The organism is Streptomyces cucumeris (genome assembly GCF_024295805.1).
GTDB lineage: Bacteria > Actinomycetota > Actinomycetes > Streptomycetales > Streptomycetaceae > Streptomyces > Streptomyces cucumeris.
This window is the reverse complement of sequence record NZ_JANCLX010000004.1, coordinates 303,448-319,956: the sequence shown is the minus strand read 5'-3', so window position 1 is coordinate 319,956 and position 16,509 is coordinate 303,448. Positions and strand designations below refer to the sequence as shown.

Here is a 16,509-nt window from a genome sequence, read left to right as displayed (position 1 = left end):
GCGGTGTCCCTGCGGCTTTCGCAGGTCAGACGCGCTGGGCGGGGATGCGGAAGGGGGCCGGGCAGTGGATGCCCGGCCCCCTTCGGCGTTCAGTGATCGTTACTGCGGCCAGTGCCAGCCGCCGTTCCCTTTGCCGCCATTTCCGCCGCCGCCGTTCCCGTTGCCCCCGCCGATCAGGTCCGGGGGGAGGGAGATGTCCGGCCAGGGGTCGTCGCCGCCCCGGCCCGGCTTGTCATGGCCCGGCCTGCGCGGGCGGTCCGGCTTATGGGCGCTCGGGTCCTTGATCGGGACGGTGACGAAGCCCGGCGCGGGCTTGCCCTCCAGCGCGCCGCTCATCGCGTCCTTCCAGATCGGACCCGGGGTGTCCGCGCCGTAGACCTTGTCGTGGAAGACACCGCCGATGGAGATGTTCTCCATCTTGACGCCCTCCGCGCCCGGGCCGCCGACCCAGACGGCGCCCGCGAGGTTCGGGGTGTAGCCGACGAACCACGCGGCCTTCCGCTCGTCGGTCGTACCCGTCTTTCCGGCGCTCGCGCGGTTCTGGAGCCCGGCCTGCTTACCGGTGCCGTCCTCGACCACACCGCGCAGCAGGGTGTTGATGGTGTCCGCGGTCTTCTGCGACATGGCGCGCTTGCACGTGGACTTCGGGACCTTCAGTTCCTTGCCGCCGGGGCCGGTGATCGACTCGATGAAGACCGGGGAGCAGTGGATGCCGCGGTTGGCGAAGGTCGCGTAGGCGTTGGCCATGGTGAGCGGGGAGAAGCCTTCGGTGCCGAGGGTCAGCGACGGCACCTGGTTGTGCTCGTTGCCGTCAGCCCGCTGCATGCCCATCTTGTCGGCCAGCTGGGTCACCGGGCAGACCCCGATGTCGCTGATCAGCTGGACGAAGTAGGTGTTGACCGACTTCGCGGTCGCCTCCTTCATCCCGTACGGGCCGATCTCGCTCTCGTTCTCGTTCTCGACGGTCGCGCCCTCGCTGTTGCTCCAGGAGCCCTTGCAGGTGCTCACCGGGCTCGGGTACTCCATCTTGTAGGGCGAGGAGTAGCGCTTGTAGGGCTTCGTCCCCCGTTCGATGGCGGCCGCGGCGGTGATCGGCTTGAACGTCGAGCCGACCTGGAAGCCGTAGTTCGAGCCGCCCATGGACTTGTCCGCGGAGAGGTTGATCTGCGTCTCGTCCTTGCCGAAGCCGTACGGCCGGGACTGGCCCATGCCCAGCACCTTGCCGGTGCCCGGCTCGACGAGCGAGACGGCGGTGGCGACCCGGTCGGACTGGTAGACGTGCGACTTGATCGACTTCTGGACCGACTCCTGCGCCTTCGGGTCCAGTGTCGTACGGATGGTCAGCCCGCCCTGGGTCCAGCGCTTGGCGCGCGCCGCGCGGGTCTTGCCGAAGACCGGGTCGTTGAGGAAGACCTCGCGGACGTAGTCACAGAAGAAGCCCGCGCCGTGGACGGCCGTGATGCAGCCGCTGCGGGGCATGCTGACCTTCAGCCCGAGCGGCTTCTTCTTGGCCGCGTCGGCCTTGGCCTGGCTGATGTCCTTCACCTCGGCCATGCGCTGGAGCACGGTGTCGCGCCGCGTCTTGGCCGTGTCGGGGTTGGCCACCGGGTCATAGCGGCTGGGCGACTGGACCAGACCGGCCAGCAGCGCCGCCTGCTCCACCTCGAGGTCCTTGGCGGGCTTGCTGAAGTAGCGCTGGGAGGCGGCCTCGATGCCGTACGCCTGCTGCCCGAAGAAGGTGATGTTCAGGTAGTTCTCGAGGATCCGCTTCTTGCCCAGTTCCTTCTCGACCTGGATCGCGTACTTCAGTTCCTTGATCTTGCGGCCTATGGACTGCTCGGTGGCCTGGGCGACCTTCTTCTCGTCGTTGCCCGCTTCCTCGACGAAGACGTTCTTCACGTACTGCTGGGTGAGGGTGGAGGCGCCCTGCGAGACTCCGCCGTTCTGGGCGTTCCTGTTCGCGGCGCGCAGCACGCCCTTGAGGTCGATCGCCCCGTGCTCGTAGAAGCGCGCGTCCTCGATCGCGACGATCGCCTGGCGCATGTAGGGGGAGATGTCCTTGAGCTTCACGATGGTGCGGTCGCGCGAGTAGACCTTCGCGATCTCACCGCCCTTGGCGTCCAGGATGGTGGTCCGCTCGCTGAGCGGCGGAGTCTTGAGATTGGCCGGAATCTCGTCGAACTCCTCGACCGTCCCCTTGGCGGCCAGGCCGAACGCCCCGACCGCGGGCAGCGCGAGCCCGGCCATGACCGCACCGGCCAGCACGCTGACGCCGAGGAACTTGGCGGCCTGTTGAGCAGTGGAGAGTCCCCCGCCCGAGCGCGTGTTACCCATAGGGGGCAGCCTACGTGTCGAATCGCCGGACAGGGGACCGCGTGTTCGCATAAGCTGTTTCACGCCAGCCACAGATGCACGGCTGTGCCACACCCCCACCCTCACTCCAGTGAGTGATGAGACCTGCCCGGAATGCGGCCCCTGTCCTGAGCTGCCCTTTGTTTCCTGGGTGAACTGCCCGTATTTGCACTAGTAATCGCAAATGTCGTCAGCTCACTCCGTTGGGTGATCTGCCGCGTACCCATAGTCCGTTCGGGCCATCCAAGATTGGGCCCGCAGGGGGTGTTGCGCCCTGCTCGCCTTCCGTAACGTCCTCAACTGGCGACGGTGAATATGCCGTTTGTCGCCGTGGGGGAGCTCCGATTCGGGAGAGGACGGCGCCAGCATGGGCTGGGTAACCGACTGGAGTGCGCAGGCCGCCTGCCGCACTACTGATCCAGATGAACTGTTCGTCCAGGGTGCGGCACAGAACAGGGCCAAAGCGGTCTGCACCGGATGCCCGGTGCGCACCGAGTGCCTTGCGGACGCCCTGGACAACCGCGTCGAGTTCGGCGTGTGGGGAGGGATGACCGAGCGCGAGCGGCGGGCGCTGCTGCGCCGCCGGCCGACCGTGACCTCATGGCGCAGGCTGCTGGAGACCGCGCGCACCGAGTACGAGCGCAGCGCGGGCATTCTGCCCTTCGACGACGAGGAGTACGAGCGCTTCGCCGCCGTCGGATAGCGGTGGCGGTGTCGGTCGGTCTCAGGGACGGGCACGGGTGCGTGCGGATCTGTCCGGGACGGGCACGGCCGCGGCCATGAACGGTCGTGGTCAGCCAGGAGCCGATATGGGCATGGGCGGATGCGGTCATGGACCGCGTCGGCCGGATGGCCATGAGGCGTTTCCCGAAGGACGGACGGTACGGCCCGCGGCCTATGGGGGGTCTGCCCGCTTCTGAGCGCGACGCCGAGGTCTGAGCGTCCGGGCGTCCGAGTGCGACGCTGACGCTATGAGCCCGCGAGGGCGCCATGGGGGGCGCCCTCGGCCTCGGCCCCGACCTCAGCACACCAAGCGCATCACTCGTGGAACGCGCACCACTCACAGAACGCGCCCACGCATCAGGCGTGAGCCGGTGCGGTGTTGTGCGCGCGGGCGCACTTCGCCCGCGCGCCTGCCTGCTTGCGTACGCCCGAGCGCGCGCGACCATGCCGTACGCACCGTCCGTGCCGGGTGCCGGCCCGTCGGCCGACGACCAGCGTCAGAGCGAGGCGTCAGCCCGCGCGCTGGGTGTGCTCCTGCGGGTCCGCCAGGCGCTCGCCGATCGCCCGCAGCCCTGCCAGATCGTGTACATCTCCGGGGAGTGCGGCCACTTGGGCCACCGGAACCTCGGGGTGGAGTGCCGTGAAGCGGTCGTGCGTCCGCTGCTCGCGTCCGAGCACCTGCATACGCTCCGCGTGCAGCCGAAGCAGTCCCGCGGCGAGCCGCTCCGCCGACGTGTCCGCCGACGTGGGGGAGACGTCGGGGTCCGCTGCCGAGGGGTTCCGCGCTTGAGCATTCCCTGAGTCACGATCGACAAATCCGCCGTCGGCAAGATTTTCCGCACCGTCCCCGGGGTTGGCCGGATCGCTCGCATCCGGTTCCGGATCCGTCGCGGGATCGAGGGTCGCCGGGGCGATGTCCGTCACCGGGTCGGCGGCGTTGTCCTCCAGGAAGAGGGTCTCCGCGGCCGCCAGCGCCCGTTCGGCGGAGAGCTGTTCGGCCCCGCTGCCGTGCACCCGGTTCAGCACCAGCCCGGCCAGCGGCATCCGGTCCGCCGCCAGCCGTTCGACGAAGTACGCGGCCTCGCGCAGCGCGTCCCGCTCCGGCGCGGCCACCACCAGGAAGGCCGTACCGGGGGCCTGGAGCAGCCGGTAGGTGGCCTCGGCCCGGGTGCGGAACCCGCCGAACATCGTGTCCATTGCGGCAGCGAACGTCTGCACATCGCGCATCAGCTGTCCGCCGAGCACCTTGCTGACCGTGCCCGTCATCATCGAGACGCCCACGTTGAGGAACTTCATCCCGGCCCGGCCGCCGACCTTCGCTGGGGCCATCAGGACCCGGATGAACTTCCCGTCCAGGAAAGAGCCGAGACGTTTCGGCGCGTCGAGGAAGTCCAGCGCCGAGCGGCTCGGCGGGGTGTCGACGATGATCAGGTCCCACTCCTCGCGGGCGCGCAGCTGGCCGAGCTTCTCCATGGCCATGTACTCCTGCGTGCCCGCGAAACCGGCCGAGAGCGACTGGTAGAACGGGTTCGCCAGGATCGCCCGGGCGCGCTCCGGATCGGCGTGCGCCTCGACGAACTCGTCGAACGTCCGCTTCATGTCCAGCATCATGGCGTGCAGTTCGCCGCCGTTCCCGTCGCCGACGCCCGCCACCTTCCGCGGGATGTTGTCGAGCGCGTCGATGCCCATCGACTGGGCGAGCCGGCGTGCCGGGTCGATGGTGAGGACCACGACCTTGCGGCCGCGCTCCGCGGCCCGTACGCCCAGGGCGGCCGCCGTGGTGGTCTTGCCGACGCCCCCCGAGCCGCAGCACACCACGATGCGGGTCTGCGGATCGTCCAGGAGCGCGTCGGTCTCCAGCCGGGGTGCCACGTCCATGCTCATGCCGCCTCCTGCGTACGGCTCGTACCGTCCGTCGAGCCCCTGCCGACCGTCTCGTCCGCCCGGCCCCTGTCCCGGGCCGCGCTCATGAGGGCCACTGCTTGCGCAGGTCCGCGGCCAGCCGGTAGAGCCCGGCCAGGTCGACACCGTCGGTGAGCAGCTCCAGCTCGTGCAGCGGGAGCCCCAGGTCCGACAGTTCGGCCCGTTGGCTGCGCTCCAGCGCGACCCGCTCGGCGTGCTCGCGCGCCTGCTCCAGCAGCGGGTCGACCAGGCGCTCGGCGAGGCCGCCACGGCGCGCGCCGCCCAGACCCGCCTTGGAGAGCGCCTTCGCGACCGCCGCGCGCTGCCCGTTCGCCGCGATCTCGACCGCGTCGTGGTCGAGGATCGCGGGCCGCACCATGTTGATGATGACCGCGCCCGCCGGAAGGTCGTCGGCGCGCAGCTCCGCGATCCCGTCCGCGGTCTCCTGGACCGGCATCTCCTCCAGCAGCGTCACCAGGTGGACCGCTGTCTGGGGGGACTTCAGGACGCGCATCACGGCCTGTGCCTGGTTGTGTATCGGGCCGGTCCTGGCCAGCCCGGCGACCTCGTGGTTGACGTTCAGGAAGCGGGTGATCCGCCCGGTGGGCGGGGCGTCCATGACCACCGAGTCGTAGACGAAGCGCCCGTCCTTGCCCTTGCGGCGCACCGCCTCGCACGCCTTGCCGGTCAGCAGCACATCGCGCAGCCCGGGGGCGATGGTGGTCGCGAAGTCGATCGCGCCCAGCTTCTTGAGGGCCCGTCCGGCCGAGCCCAGTTTGTAGAACATATGGAGGTAGTCGAGGAGGGCGAATTCCGGATCGATCGCGAGGGCGTGCACCTCACCACCGCCCGGCGCGGTCGCGATCTTCCGCTCTTCGTAGGGCAGCGCTTCCGTCTCGAAGAGCTGCGCGATGCCCTGGCGGCCTTCGACTTCGACCAGCAGCGTTCGCCTGCCTTCGGCCGCGAGGGCCAGCGCGAGTGCCGCGGCGACCGTGGTCTTGCCGGTTCCGCCCTTGCCACTGACGACATGGAGCCTGCTCACACTGGGGAGCCTAACCAGTCGCCCCGCGGCCTACGCACCAGGGCCCGGTGGAGAGCGATATACAGTCGGCTCATGACGAAGTGGGAATACGCGACCGTGCCGCTGCTGGTACACGCCACGAAGCAGATTCTGGACACCTGGGGCGAGGACGGCTGGGAGCTCGTCCAGGTCGTGCCGGGGCCGAACAACCCCGAGCAGCTGGTGGCCTACCTGAAGCGGGCGAAGGCATGAGCGCCGTCGAGGACAAGCTCGCCGGGCTCGGTCTGACGCTGCCGGAGGTCGCGGCTCCCCTCGCCTCGTACGTCCCCGCGATCCGCACCGGTTCGTACATCTACACGGCGGGTCAGCTGCCGCTGGTCGAGGGCACGCTGGGGGTGACCGGCAAGGTCGGCGCCGAGGTGACCCCGGAGGAGGCCAAGGAGCTGGCGCGGATCTGCGCGCTGAACGCCCTGGCCGCCGTGAAGTCGGTCATCGGCGATCTCGACAAGGTCGTGCGCGTGGTGAAGGTCGTGGGCTTCGTCGCCTCGGCGGCGGACTTCACCGGCCAGCCGGGCGTCGTCAACGGCACGAGCGAGCTGCTGGGCCAGGTGCTGGGCGACGCGGGTGTGCATGCGCGCAGCGCGGTCGGCGTGGCGGTGCTGCCGCTCGACGCGCCGGTCGAGGTCGAGATCCAGGTCGAGGTCGCGGACTAGGCCGTGTCTTGTGGATCACCTCGGGCCCGCGACGCCTGGCACGGCGCCCCCAGCTACCGCTGGGAGGTGCCCCCGGCTGCGTTGTCGGAGCATCCGAGTAGGCCCACTACGAGGACGCTCCTCCGCCTTGCGATCCGCCCCCAGCTAACGCTGGGAGGTGCCCCCTGCACCAGACGCCGCGGGCTGACCCGAGCTGATCCACACGACACGGCCTAGTCCGGCCGGTGCGTCACCCGGATCCGGCCGCCGGGCCGGGCCCGGTGCGGCGGGGGCCCCTCGAACATCCGCCCGCAAACGCATAGCATCCGGCCATGTCCACTACGAATGGCCAGTGGTACCCGCCCGAGTGGCCAGAGCGGATCCGGCTGTTGTCCGCCGGGGAACTCACACCGGTGACGCCGCGCCGGGCCGCCACCGTGCTGCTGCTGCGGGACGGACAGGACGGGCGGGACGGGGACGGCGTGTACGCGCCCGAGCGGACCGGTAGTGCCGCGCGCGGCGACGGGAACGACGGGGGAACCGACGAAGCGACCGGGGAGACCCGGCGGACCGGGATGACCGGCGAGGCCGGTGACTCCGGGGAGCGCGGCGCGTCCGCGGACCCCGGGCGACCCGCGTCCGACGAGCAGGACGCACCTGACGGCCCGGCCGTCTACATGCTGCGCAGACGCGCCTCCATGGCTTTCGCCGGAGGCGCGTACGCCTATCCGGGCGGCTCGGTCGATCCGCGCGACGAGCGGATGGTCGCCTGGGCCGGGCCCTCGCGCGCCCAGTGGGCGCAGCGGCTGGGGCTCGACGCGAACGACGCGACACAGGCGCAGGCCATCGTGTGCGCGGCGGTCCGCGAGACGTTCGAGGAAGCGGGGGTGCTGCTCGCCGGGCCCACCCCGCACACGGTCGTCGCGGACACCACGGGCGACGACTGGGAGGCCGACCGTGCGGCCCTGGTGGCCCGGGACCTGTCGTTCGCCGAGTTCCTCGACCGCCGCGGGCTGGTGCTCCGCTCCGACCTGCTGGGCGGCTGGGCCCGCTGGATCACCCCCGAGTTCGAACCGCGCCGCTACGACACCTGGTTCTTCGTGGCTGCGCTGCCGCGGGGGCAGCGCACCCGCAACGCCTCCACGGAAGCGGACCGGACGGTGTGGATCCGGCCGGGCCAGGCGGCCGACGGCTATGACCGCGGCGAGTTGCTGATGATGCCGCCGACCATCGCCACCCTGCGCCAGCTGCGGCCGTACGGCACGGTCGGCGAGGCGCTGGCCGCAGCCGCCGACCGCGATCTGACCCCGGTCCTCGCACAGGCGCGGCTGGAGAACGGCGAGCTGGTGTTGAGCTGGCCGGGACACGACGAGTTCACCAAGCACATCCGGACGGGCACCACGGGAGGGTCCTCCGCATGACCGACGCAGCCGCCCTGCCCGGCCAGCCGCGCGGAGGCGTGATCGGCGGCCCGGCCACCGACCGGGCCGTCTGCGTCCTGGCTCCGAACCCCTCGCCCATGACGCTGGACGGCACCAACACCTGGATCGTCGCCGAACCGGACTCGGACCTCGCCGTGGTCATCGATCCGGGGCCGCTGGACGACGGCCACCTCACCGAGGTCATCGCCACGGCGGAGCGCGCGGGCAAGCGGGTCGCGCTGACGCTGCTCACCCACGGCCACGCGGACCACGCGGAGGGCGCGGCGCGGTTCGCCGAGCTGACGCGGACGCGGGTGCGCGCCCTGGACCCGGCGCTGCGGCTCGGCGACGAGGGGCTGGAGCTCGGGGACGTCATAACCACCGGCGGACTGGAGCTGCGGGTGGTGCCCACGCCAGGCCATACGGCCGACTCGCTCTCCTTCCACCTCCCGGCGGACGGGGCCGTGCTCACCGGGGACACGGTGCTCGGGCGCGGTACGACCATGGTCGCGCACCCGGACGGACGGCTCGGCGACTATCTGGACTCACTGCGCCGGCTGCGCTCGCTGACGGTGGACGACGGGGTGTCCACGGTGCTGCCGGGCCACGGACCGGTGCTGAACGACGCGCGGGGCGCGGTGGAGTACTACCTCGCGCACCGGGCGAACCGGCTGGCGCAGGTGGAGACGGCCGTCGAGGACGGCTACCGCACGCCCTCCGAGGTCGTGGCGCATGTGTACGCGGAGGTGGACCGGTCGCTCTGGCCCGCGGCGGAGCTGTCGGTCCGGGCCCAGCTGGAGTACCTCCGGGAGCACGGGCTGATCTGAGCGGTGGGCGCTGCGCGGGCGCTGGGCGGGTGCTGAGCGGATGGTGCGGGGCGTATGGGGCGGTGCGGGCGCGGGTTGGATGAACGCGCGCCCCCTGCGATGGTGCGTGCGCCCGCGTGAAGGTGTCCGGAGGCGCGCTGGGCGCGGCCGCGGGCTCGGGTCGGGCTCCCGGCCGCCCGGGAGGGTTCCGGGCGCCCCTGGGCGCGTCCCGAGCCCGGTCCGTGAATGAACCGGCGCAAGCCGCGTCGGAATGAACGCGCGTCGGATCGAACCGAACAGCCGAAGGGCCCCGCCGGGAGATCCGGCAGGGCCCTTCGGCGATGTCTTCCGCGGTGCGGGAAGCGACTTCCGTCAGCGGGAACGCTTCGCCAGGCGCTCGACGTCGAGCAGGATCACCGCACGGGCCTCCAGCCGCAGCCAGCCGCGGCCTGCGAAGTCCGCGAGCGCCTTGTTGACGGTCTCGCGGGAGGCGCCGACCAGCTGGGCCAGCTCCTCCTGGGTCAGGTCGTGGACGACATGGATGCCCTCCTCCGACTGCACGCCGAACCGGCGCGAGAGGTCCAGCAGGGCGCGTGCGACGCGACCGGGGACATCGGAGAAGACCAGGTCGGACATCTGGTCATTGGTCTTGCGCAGTCGCCGGGCCACGGCACGCAGCAGCGCGGAGGCGACCTCGGGCCGGGCGTTCAGCCACGGCTGGAGGTCCCCGTGCCCGAGGCCGAGCAGCTTGACCTCGGTGAGGGCGGTGGCGGTCGCGGTGCGCGGGCCGGGGTCGAACAGCGACAGCTCGCCGATCAGCTCGCCGGGGCCGAGTACGGCCAGCATGTTCTCGCGGCCGTCGGGAGAGGTGCGGTGGAGCTTCACCTTGCCCTCGGTGACCACGTACAGCCGGTCGCCGGGGTCCCCTTCGTGGAAGAGTGCGTCACCCCGCGCGAGGGTGACCTCTCCCATGGAGGCGCGCAGCTCAGCGGCCTGCTCGTCATCGAGCGCCGCGAAGAGCGGGGCGCGCCGCAGAACGTCGTCCACGAGTCTCTCCTTGTCGACATGCACAGGGGACCGTCGTCCCCATGATGCCGGACGGTAAAACAGTGCGATCAATCACAAGTTTGACGCACCGGTCTTCCGGACCGAACGGCAGGGGTCCGATTGGGCGCCCTCTCCGCTCTGGCCGGGCCGGATGTCGGTGGCTGGGCTTAGGCTGGCCGGGTGTCCAATACGCCGGTGAGAGCACAGGGCAAGGGGGCCGGACGGGTGACCGCACCTCGCAATTCCGCTGTGGGCGAACAAGGCCCCAGGCAGTCGACGAAAGCGGCGAAGCCGCGCAAATCCACCACGTCCAAGACCGCCGCCTCCAAGGCCGCCACGTCCAAGGGCGCCGCGCGCACCTCCACCGCCGCGTCCAAGGCCGCCCCCGCCTCCCCGTCCCGGCACAAGACCGCCTCGTCGTCCGGGGGCACCAAGCCCGAGTCCCGGACCGCCCTCGTCCGCCGGGCCCGCCGGATCAACCGCGAGCTCGCCGAGGTGTACCCGTACGCCCACCCCGAGCTGGACTTCGAGAACTCGTTCCAGCTCCTGGTCGCCACGGTGCTGTCCGCCCAGACCACAGATCTGCGGGTCAACCAGACCACCCCCGCGCTCTTCGCCGCCTATCCGACCCCCGAGGACATGGCAGCCGCCGACCCGGAGGCCCTGGAGCAGCTCATCCGGCCGACCGGCTTCTTCCGCGCGAAGGCCCGATCGCTGCTGGGGCTGTCCGCCGCACTGCGGGACAACTTCGGCGGCGAGGTGCCGGGTCGGCTGAAGGACCTGGTGACGCTGCCCGGCGTCGGCCGCAAGACGGCCAATGTGGTGCTCGGCAATGCCTTCGGGGTGCCGGGGCTGACCGTGGACACCCACTTCGGGCGGCTGGTGCGGCGCTGGAAGTGGACCGACCAGGAGGACCCGGAGAAGGTCGAGGCGGAGATCGCCTCGCTCTTCCCCAAGAGCGACTGGACGATGCTCTCGCACCGCATCATCTTCCACGGCCGCCGCGTCTGCCACGCCCGTAAGCCCGCCTGCGGCGCCTGCCCCATCGCCCCGCTCTGCCCGTCCTACGGCGAGGGCGAGACCGACCCGGACAAGGCGAAGAAGCTGCTGAAGTACGAGATGGGCGGCCAGCCCGGTCAGCGGCTGCGCCCTCCGGCCGACTACCCGGGCCGTCCGGCGGCACCGCTGGGAGCCGCCGAGTGACGAGCACCTACGGCGGAGAGGCGCGGGTCAGCGCCCAGGGGCTCCCCGAATGGCTGCTGCCCCTGGCCCGCGCGGCCGAGACGATCGAGCCGACCCAGCTCAGCCGGTTTCTGCCGCCGCGAGCCGGAGGCCGTCCGTCCGCCGTGCTGGTGCTCTTCGGGGAGGGCGCGCGCGGACCCGAGCTGCTGCTGATGGAGCGGTCCGGTTCGCTGCGCTCCCATGCGGGCCAGCCCTCGTTCCCCGGGGGTGCGCTCGACCCGGAGGACGGCGATCCGGACGGGACGGGGCCGCTGCGCGCCGCCCTGCGCGAGGCCGAGGAGGAGACCGGTCTCGATCCCGCCGGGGTGCAGATCTTCAGCGTGCTGCCCCGGCTCTACATCCCGGTGAGCGGCTTCGTGGTCACCCCGGTACTGGGCTGGTGGCACCGTCCAAGCCCGGTCGGCCCGGTGGATCCGGCCGAGACGGCCCGCGTCTTCACCGTTCCCGTGGCGGATCTCACGGATCCGACGAATCGGGCGACCGCTGTGCATCCGCGCGGTCACACAGGGCCCGCGTTCCTGGTCGGGGGCGCCTTGGTCTGGGGTTTCACCGCCGGAGTGATCGATCGCATTCTGCACTTCGCGGGCTGGGAGCAGTCCTGGGACCGCGCCAAGCGCGTCCCACTCGACTGGCGTGCATGAGACGGTGTCTCGGTGAACGTGCTGGACTTCCTGCTGCTGCTCGCCGCCGTTTGGTTCGCGATCATCGGCTATCGCCAGGGCTTCGTCGTCGGTGTGCTGTCGGTGACGGGGTTCATCGGCGGTGGGCTGGTCGCGGTCTATCTGCTCCCGGTCATCTGGGACGGCGCGACGGACAGAGCGTCCCCCGGCACGTTCGGCGCCGTCATGGCCGTGGCCCTGGTGATCGTGTGCGCCTCGGTCGGCCAGGCCGCCACCACCCACCTGGGAAACAAGCTGCGCCGGTACATCACCTGGTCACCGGCGCGCGCCCTGGACGCCACGGGCGGCGCTCTGGTGAACGTGCTGGCGATGCTCATGGTCGCCTGGCTGATCGGCTCCCTGGTGGCCGGGACCTCGATGCCCACCGTCGGCAAGGAGGTCCGGAACTCGAAGGTGCTGCTCGGGGTCGACCACGTCGTCCCGAAGGGGGCGAAGCCCTGGTTCACCGACTTCTCCTCGGTGCTCGCCCAGAACGGCTTCCCGCAGGTCTTCTCGCCCTTCGCCAATGAGCGCATCACCTCGGTGCCGCAGCCGGACCCCGCGCTCGCCCGGTCCCCGGTGGCCGGCCGCGCGCAGGAGAGCATCGTGAAGGTGGTCGGCACCGCCGCCAGCTGCGGCAAGGTGCTGGAGGGCAGTGGCTTCGTCTACGCCCCGAACCGGGTCATGACCAACGCGCATGTCGTCGGCGGGGTCGACGAGCCGACCGTGCAGATAGGCGGCGAGGGCCGGCTCTACGACGCGAAGGTCGTGCTCTACGACTGGAAGCGCGATATCGCGGTCCTCGACGTGCCGTCGCTGCGCGCGCCGGCGCTCCAGTTCAACCAGGAGGACGCGATCAGCGGCGATGACGCGATCGTCGCCGGTTTCCCGGAGAACGGCGCCTTCGACGTCCGCGCGGCACGGGTCCGTGACCGCATCGACGCCAATGGCCCGGACATCTACCACCGGGGCACCGTCAACCGCGATGTGTACTCGCTGTACGCGACCGTGCGCCAGGGCAACTCCGGCGGCCCGCTGCTCACCCCGGAAGGCCGGGTCTACGGCGTGGTCTTCGCCAAGTCCCTCGACGACGCGGACACCGGGTACGCGCTGACCGCGGACGAGGTGGCCAAGGACGCCGAGGAAGGGCGCACGGCCGAGCAGCCGGTGGACAGCCAGGGGTGCGCCCTCTAGCGAGCCTCCCGCCGCCGGCGGAGCACGGGGCGCGCCCCCCAGCGGCGTGCCCTCATGCTGCCGGGCATGCCGGGCATGCCGAAGCTGCCGTCGGTGACGGTGAGAGTACTGGTGGTGGCGGTGCCGGTGGTGCTAGCGGCTGCGTGGATGGCGCAGCCGGGCCGACACCCAGCGGGCGCGGCGGCGGATGATGCGGGGAATCCCGATATCGGGGTCATGGCCTTGGACAGGCCCGGAGCCGCCCCGCTCGGAAACGGTCAGCGCGGCATTGGCAGCAGCGGCGGCTTCGGAGCCGCGGCCGCTTGGTGCGTCACGGTAGTCGTGAGTCCAGCCCATACGCCGGAGTCTGCCCCTGGCCCAAGGTCCGTAATCGCCACTGGCTGCGGCAATTGGCCTATGCGCCGGGCAATTGGCTGTTCGTAAGACACCTGTTCGTACGGCGGCCATGGGGTGGTCGCTATCCGCACACCGGACCCCACTGAGCGGTGCTCGACCAGGCCCGACACGGACACCGGCGGACGCTCAGCGGTCCGGTTCCGGATCTTTCAGCCAGCTGATCAGCTCGGTGGAGAAGGCAGCGGGGTCCTCCTCATGGGGGAAGTGCCCGAGGCCGTCGAAGAGCCGCCAGCGGTAGGGCGCTTCCACGTACTCCCCGGAGCCCGCCGCGCTGCGGGTGCGCATCACCGGGTCGAGCGATCCGTGCAGATGCAGCGTCGGCACCCGCACCGGGCGCTTCATCCGCCGGTTGAACTGGAAGCCGTCGGGCCGGGCCAGCGAACGCACCATCCAGCGGTACGGCTCGATCGAGCAGTGCGCGGTGGACGGGATGCACATCGCCCGCCGGTAGATCTCCACCGCTTCGTCGTCGGGCAGCTGGGGGCCGGACCAGTCGCGGATCAGCTCTCCCACGGCTGCCGCGTCCTCCGCGACCAGCCGGCGCTCGGGCAGCCACGGCCGCTGGAAGCCCCAGATATGGGAGCTGGCGGCGCTCTGCCGCATATCGGCGAGCATGGCCGAACGCCAGCGGCGCGGATGCGGCATCGAGGACACCGCGAGCCGCCGGACCAGCTTCGGCCGCATCACCGCGGCCGTCCACGCCAGGTATCCGCCCAGGTCATGGCCGACGAGCGCGGCGTCCGGCTCACCGAGCGAGCGCACCACCCCGGTGATGTCGAGCGCGAGGTTGGCCGGGTCGTAACCACGGGGGGTGCGGTCGCTGCCGCCCACCCCGCGCAGGTCCATGGCGACCGCGCGGAAACCGGCGTCGGCGAGGGCGGTCAGCTGGTGCCGCCAGGTCCACCAGAACTGCGGAAAGCCGTGGAGCAGCATCACCAGCGGGCCGTCACCCAGCTCGGCGATGTGGAAGCGCGCGCCGTTGGCCGCGACGTCCCGGTGGGTCCAGGGGCCGTCGGGCCGGACGACCGACGCGGAGGTATCAGGGACGGTCATGCCGATGAGCGTGTCACATCCCGTACGGAGCGTCCGCCGTTGCTCGAGGCGCGCGGATGCGGCTTGACGCTGCCCAGGACCGCGGCCGTCTCCTTGGACGAGGCGATGGACCGCTTCGGCGGCTTGACCTTCTTGAACTTCACCATCGCCAGCAAGCCCAGGATGCCCGCGATCAGCCAGTAGATACCGCCCACGATCAGGAAGCACCAGGCGAGACCGAGGCCGGTCCAGGAGCGCAGACCGTAGGCGAGGGCGAAGCTGAGCACCGGCAGGGAGAACAGCAGCAGCACACCGGCCGCCATCCCGGCACCGCTGCCGACCGCGGCGCGCTTGGCCCCCACCCGGAGCTCGGCCTTGGCCAGCGCGATCTCATCGTGCACCAGCGCGGACAGCTCGGTGGTCGCCGAGGCCATCAGCTGGCCGAGGCTGCGGTTGCCGCCGTCGTCCTGGCCGAGGCCGCGGTTGCCGCTGTCATCGGCTGCGCTCATCGCCATCTCCCTCTGCTCTTGTGCGTCTTCCGCTCCTGCGATGCGCCGCGTCGTGCGCGCCTACTGCCTCTTCTGCGCCGTTCCGCGGATGTCAAGCCTCTCAGATCATGCCGGACCATCGTCGCCGGAGTCCCCAGCGGCAGCCACTTCGGCAAGCCGCCGGTGTTCGGCCGCCTTCGCCTCGTGGATCGCCGCCATCCGAAGGTGGTACTCCGGACTGTCGAGTTCATAGATGTCCGGGATGCCGTCCATGTCGTCGTCCCGGTTCTCCTCCTGCCACAGTCGCTGGTACGTGTTGTTGCGCAGCTTGAGGAGGACGCCCGCGAGCAGGGCGGCACAGAGCGAGCCGATGAGCACCGCCGCCTTGATCTCCTCGGCGAGCACCACGTCCTCGGAGAAGGCGAGTTCGCCGATGAGGAGCGAGACGGTGAATCCGATTCCGGCGAGCGAGGCGATGGCGAGCACATCCGCCCAGGCCAGATCCTCGTTGAGCTCGGCCTTGGTGAAGCGGGCGGCGAGCCAGGAGCCGCCGAAGACACCGATGGTCTTGCCCACGACCAGGCCGAGGACGACGCCGAGCGTCTCGGGGCGGGTGAAGACGTCCGCGACCGCACCGCTGGAGAGGGGCACCCCGGCCGCGAACAGGGCGAACAGCGGTACGGCCAGCCCGGCCGACAGCGGACGCACCCGGTGCTCGATGCGCTCGGCGGGGGAGCGCTCCTCACCCTCGCGCACGGTGCAGCGCAGCATCAGGCCCATCGCGACGCCCGCGACCGTCGCGTGCACCCCGCTGGCGTGCATCAGGGCCCAGATCACCACGGCGAGCGGTACGTAGATGTAGGCGCCGCGCACACCCTTGCGGTGCAGCAGCCAGAAGACGGCGAGCCCGGCGAAGGACAGCACCAGGGGCAGGATGTGGATGCTCTTGGTGAAGAAGACCGCGATGATCAGGATCGCGCCGAGGTCGTCGACGACGGCGAGGGTGAGCAGGAACGCACGCAGGGCGGCGGGCAGTGCGGTGCCGATGACGGCCAGGACGGCGAGTGCGAAGGCGATGTCGGTGGCGGTCGGCACGGCCCAGCCCTGGAGACTGCCGCCCCCGGCCGCGTCGACGGCTACGTAGACCAGCGCGGGGATGGCCATTCCGCAGACAGCGGCGACCACGGGCAGGGCGGCCGCCCTGGGGTCGCGCAGCTCTCCGGCGACCAGCTCCCGCTTGAGCTCGATGCCCGCCACGAAGAAGAAGATGGTCAACAGCCCGTCGGTGGCCCAGGAGGCGACCGACAGATGCAGATGCAGCGCCCCGGGACCGAAGGAGAAGTCCTTGACGTCGGTGTAGAAGCCGCTGAGCGGGGTGTTCGCGAGGATCAGCGCGGCGATCGCGGCGACGAGGAGGATGACGCCGCCGACGGTCTCGGTGCGCAGCGCGTCCGTGACGAACGTCCGCTCGGGCAGTGACTGGCGTCCGAGGAAGGTGCGGCGGGAGGGCGCGGCCACGGGGGAGCCTCCTGGG

General features: G+C 71.0%; 16 protein-coding genes. 8 read left to right on the top strand and 8 right to left on the bottom strand.

Annotated features, from left to right (window positions below):
* Window positions 1-99 precede the first annotated feature (99 nt).
* Entirely contained in the window at window positions 100-2,334 is a 2,235-nt protein-coding gene (locus tag NMK44_RS08340) for a transglycosylase domain-containing protein (RefSeq protein ID WP_254739956.1), read from the bottom strand.
* Between the two features lie 385 nt (window positions 2,335-2,719).
* Between NMK44_RS08340 and NMK44_RS08335 the strand changes: the two genes are divergently transcribed.
* Entirely contained in the window at window positions 2,720-3,055 is a 336-nt protein-coding gene (locus tag NMK44_RS08335; protein WP_030829787.1) for a WhiB family transcriptional regulator, read from the top strand.
* Window positions 3,056-3,585: 530 nt separating this feature from the next.
* Here the strand turns inward: NMK44_RS08335 and bagB are convergent.
* Window positions 3,586-4,959: an ATPase BagB gene (bagB, locus tag NMK44_RS08330; RefSeq protein WP_254739954.1), complete on the bottom strand. Its 1,374-nt coding sequence runs from the start codon at window positions 4,957-4,959 to the stop codon at window positions 3,586-3,588.
* 82 nt (window positions 4,960-5,041) lie between these two features.
* Window positions 5,042-6,019: an ATPase BagA gene (bagA, locus tag NMK44_RS08325; protein WP_254739952.1), complete on the bottom strand. Its 978-nt coding sequence runs from the start codon at window positions 6,017-6,019 to the stop codon at window positions 5,042-5,044.
* A gap of 72 nt (window positions 6,020-6,091) precedes the next feature.
* Here bagA and sp36 point away from each other — a divergent pair, with 72 nt between their 5' ends.
* The 4 genes from sp36 (at window position 6,092) to NMK44_RS08305 (ending at window position 8,938) form a co-directional block, all read left to right on the top strand.
* Window positions 6,092-6,250: a Sp36 family protein gene (gene sp36 / locus NMK44_RS08320; RefSeq protein WP_020129281.1), complete on the top strand. Its 159-nt coding sequence runs from the start codon at window positions 6,092-6,094 to the stop codon at window positions 6,248-6,250.
* The gene (locus NMK44_RS08315; protein ID WP_254739950.1) at window positions 6,247-6,711 is read left to right on the top strand and encodes a RidA family protein; all 465 of its coding nucleotides are present in this window, start codon (window positions 6,247-6,249) and stop codon (window positions 6,709-6,711) included. The genes sp36 and NMK44_RS08315 overlap by 4 nt, the downstream gene beginning before the upstream one ends.
* 311 nt (window positions 6,712-7,022) lie before the next feature.
* Complete coding sequence (locus tag NMK44_RS08310; RefSeq protein ID WP_254739948.1) at window positions 7,023-8,111, top strand: NUDIX hydrolase; 1,089 nt, start codon at window positions 7,023-7,025, stop codon at window positions 8,109-8,111.
* Window positions 8,108-8,938 (top strand): MBL fold metallo-hydrolase, encoded by an 831-nt coding sequence (locus NMK44_RS08305; protein ID WP_254739946.1) that lies wholly within the window; start codon window positions 8,108-8,110, stop codon window positions 8,936-8,938. The genes NMK44_RS08310 and NMK44_RS08305 overlap by 4 nt, the downstream gene beginning before the upstream one ends.
* 351 nt (window positions 8,939-9,289) lie before the next feature.
* Here NMK44_RS08305 and NMK44_RS08300 read toward each other — a convergent pair whose 3' ends face one another.
* Window positions 9,290-9,964, bottom strand: coding sequence for a Crp/Fnr family transcriptional regulator (locus NMK44_RS08300; RefSeq protein ID WP_014061749.1), 675 nt, complete (start codon window positions 9,962-9,964; stop codon window positions 9,290-9,292).
* Window positions 9,965-10,213: 249 nt separating this feature from the next.
* Here NMK44_RS08300 and nth point away from each other — a divergent pair, with 249 nt between their 5' ends.
* From nth to NMK44_RS08285, 3 genes are read left to right on the top strand one after another with little or no spacing between them, the layout of a single operon-like run.
* A complete protein-coding gene (nth, locus tag NMK44_RS08295) occupies window positions 10,214-11,167 on the top strand; it encodes an endonuclease III (protein ID WP_254739944.1) in 954 nt (317 codons plus the stop codon).
* Window positions 11,164-11,847 (top strand): NUDIX hydrolase, encoded by a 684-nt coding sequence (locus tag NMK44_RS08290; RefSeq protein WP_254739942.1) that lies wholly within the window; start codon window positions 11,164-11,166, stop codon window positions 11,845-11,847. Before nth ends, NMK44_RS08290 begins: the two co-directional genes overlap by 4 nt.
* 12 nt (window positions 11,848-11,859) lie before the next feature.
* Window positions 11,860-13,059 (top strand): MarP family serine protease, encoded by a 1,200-nt coding sequence (locus tag NMK44_RS08285; protein WP_254739940.1) that lies wholly within the window; start codon window positions 11,860-11,862, stop codon window positions 13,057-13,059.
* 132 nt (window positions 13,060-13,191) lie between these two features.
* Here the strand turns inward: NMK44_RS08285 and NMK44_RS08280 are convergent, their stop codons facing one another.
* From NMK44_RS08280 to nhaA, 4 genes are all read right to left on the bottom strand, one after another.
* Complete coding sequence (locus NMK44_RS08280) at window positions 13,192-13,395, bottom strand: hypothetical protein (protein ID WP_254739938.1); 204 nt, start codon at window positions 13,393-13,395, stop codon at window positions 13,192-13,194.
* A 186-nt stretch (window positions 13,396-13,581) separates the two neighbouring features.
* Window positions 13,582-14,508: an alpha/beta fold hydrolase gene (locus NMK44_RS08275; protein WP_254739936.1), complete on the bottom strand. Its 927-nt coding sequence runs from the start codon at window positions 14,506-14,508 to the stop codon at window positions 13,582-13,584.
* Entirely contained in the window at window positions 14,505-14,996 is a 492-nt protein-coding gene (locus tag NMK44_RS08270) for a phage holin family protein (RefSeq protein WP_254739934.1), read from the bottom strand. Before NMK44_RS08270 ends, NMK44_RS08275 begins: the two co-directional genes overlap by 4 nt.
* 105 nt (window positions 14,997-15,101) lie before the next feature.
* The gene (nhaA, locus tag NMK44_RS08265; protein ID WP_254739932.1) at window positions 15,102-16,493 is read right to left on the bottom strand and encodes a Na+/H+ antiporter NhaA; all 1,392 of its coding nucleotides are present in this window, start codon (window positions 16,491-16,493) and stop codon (window positions 15,102-15,104) included.
* Window positions 16,494-16,509 lie beyond the last annotated feature (16 nt).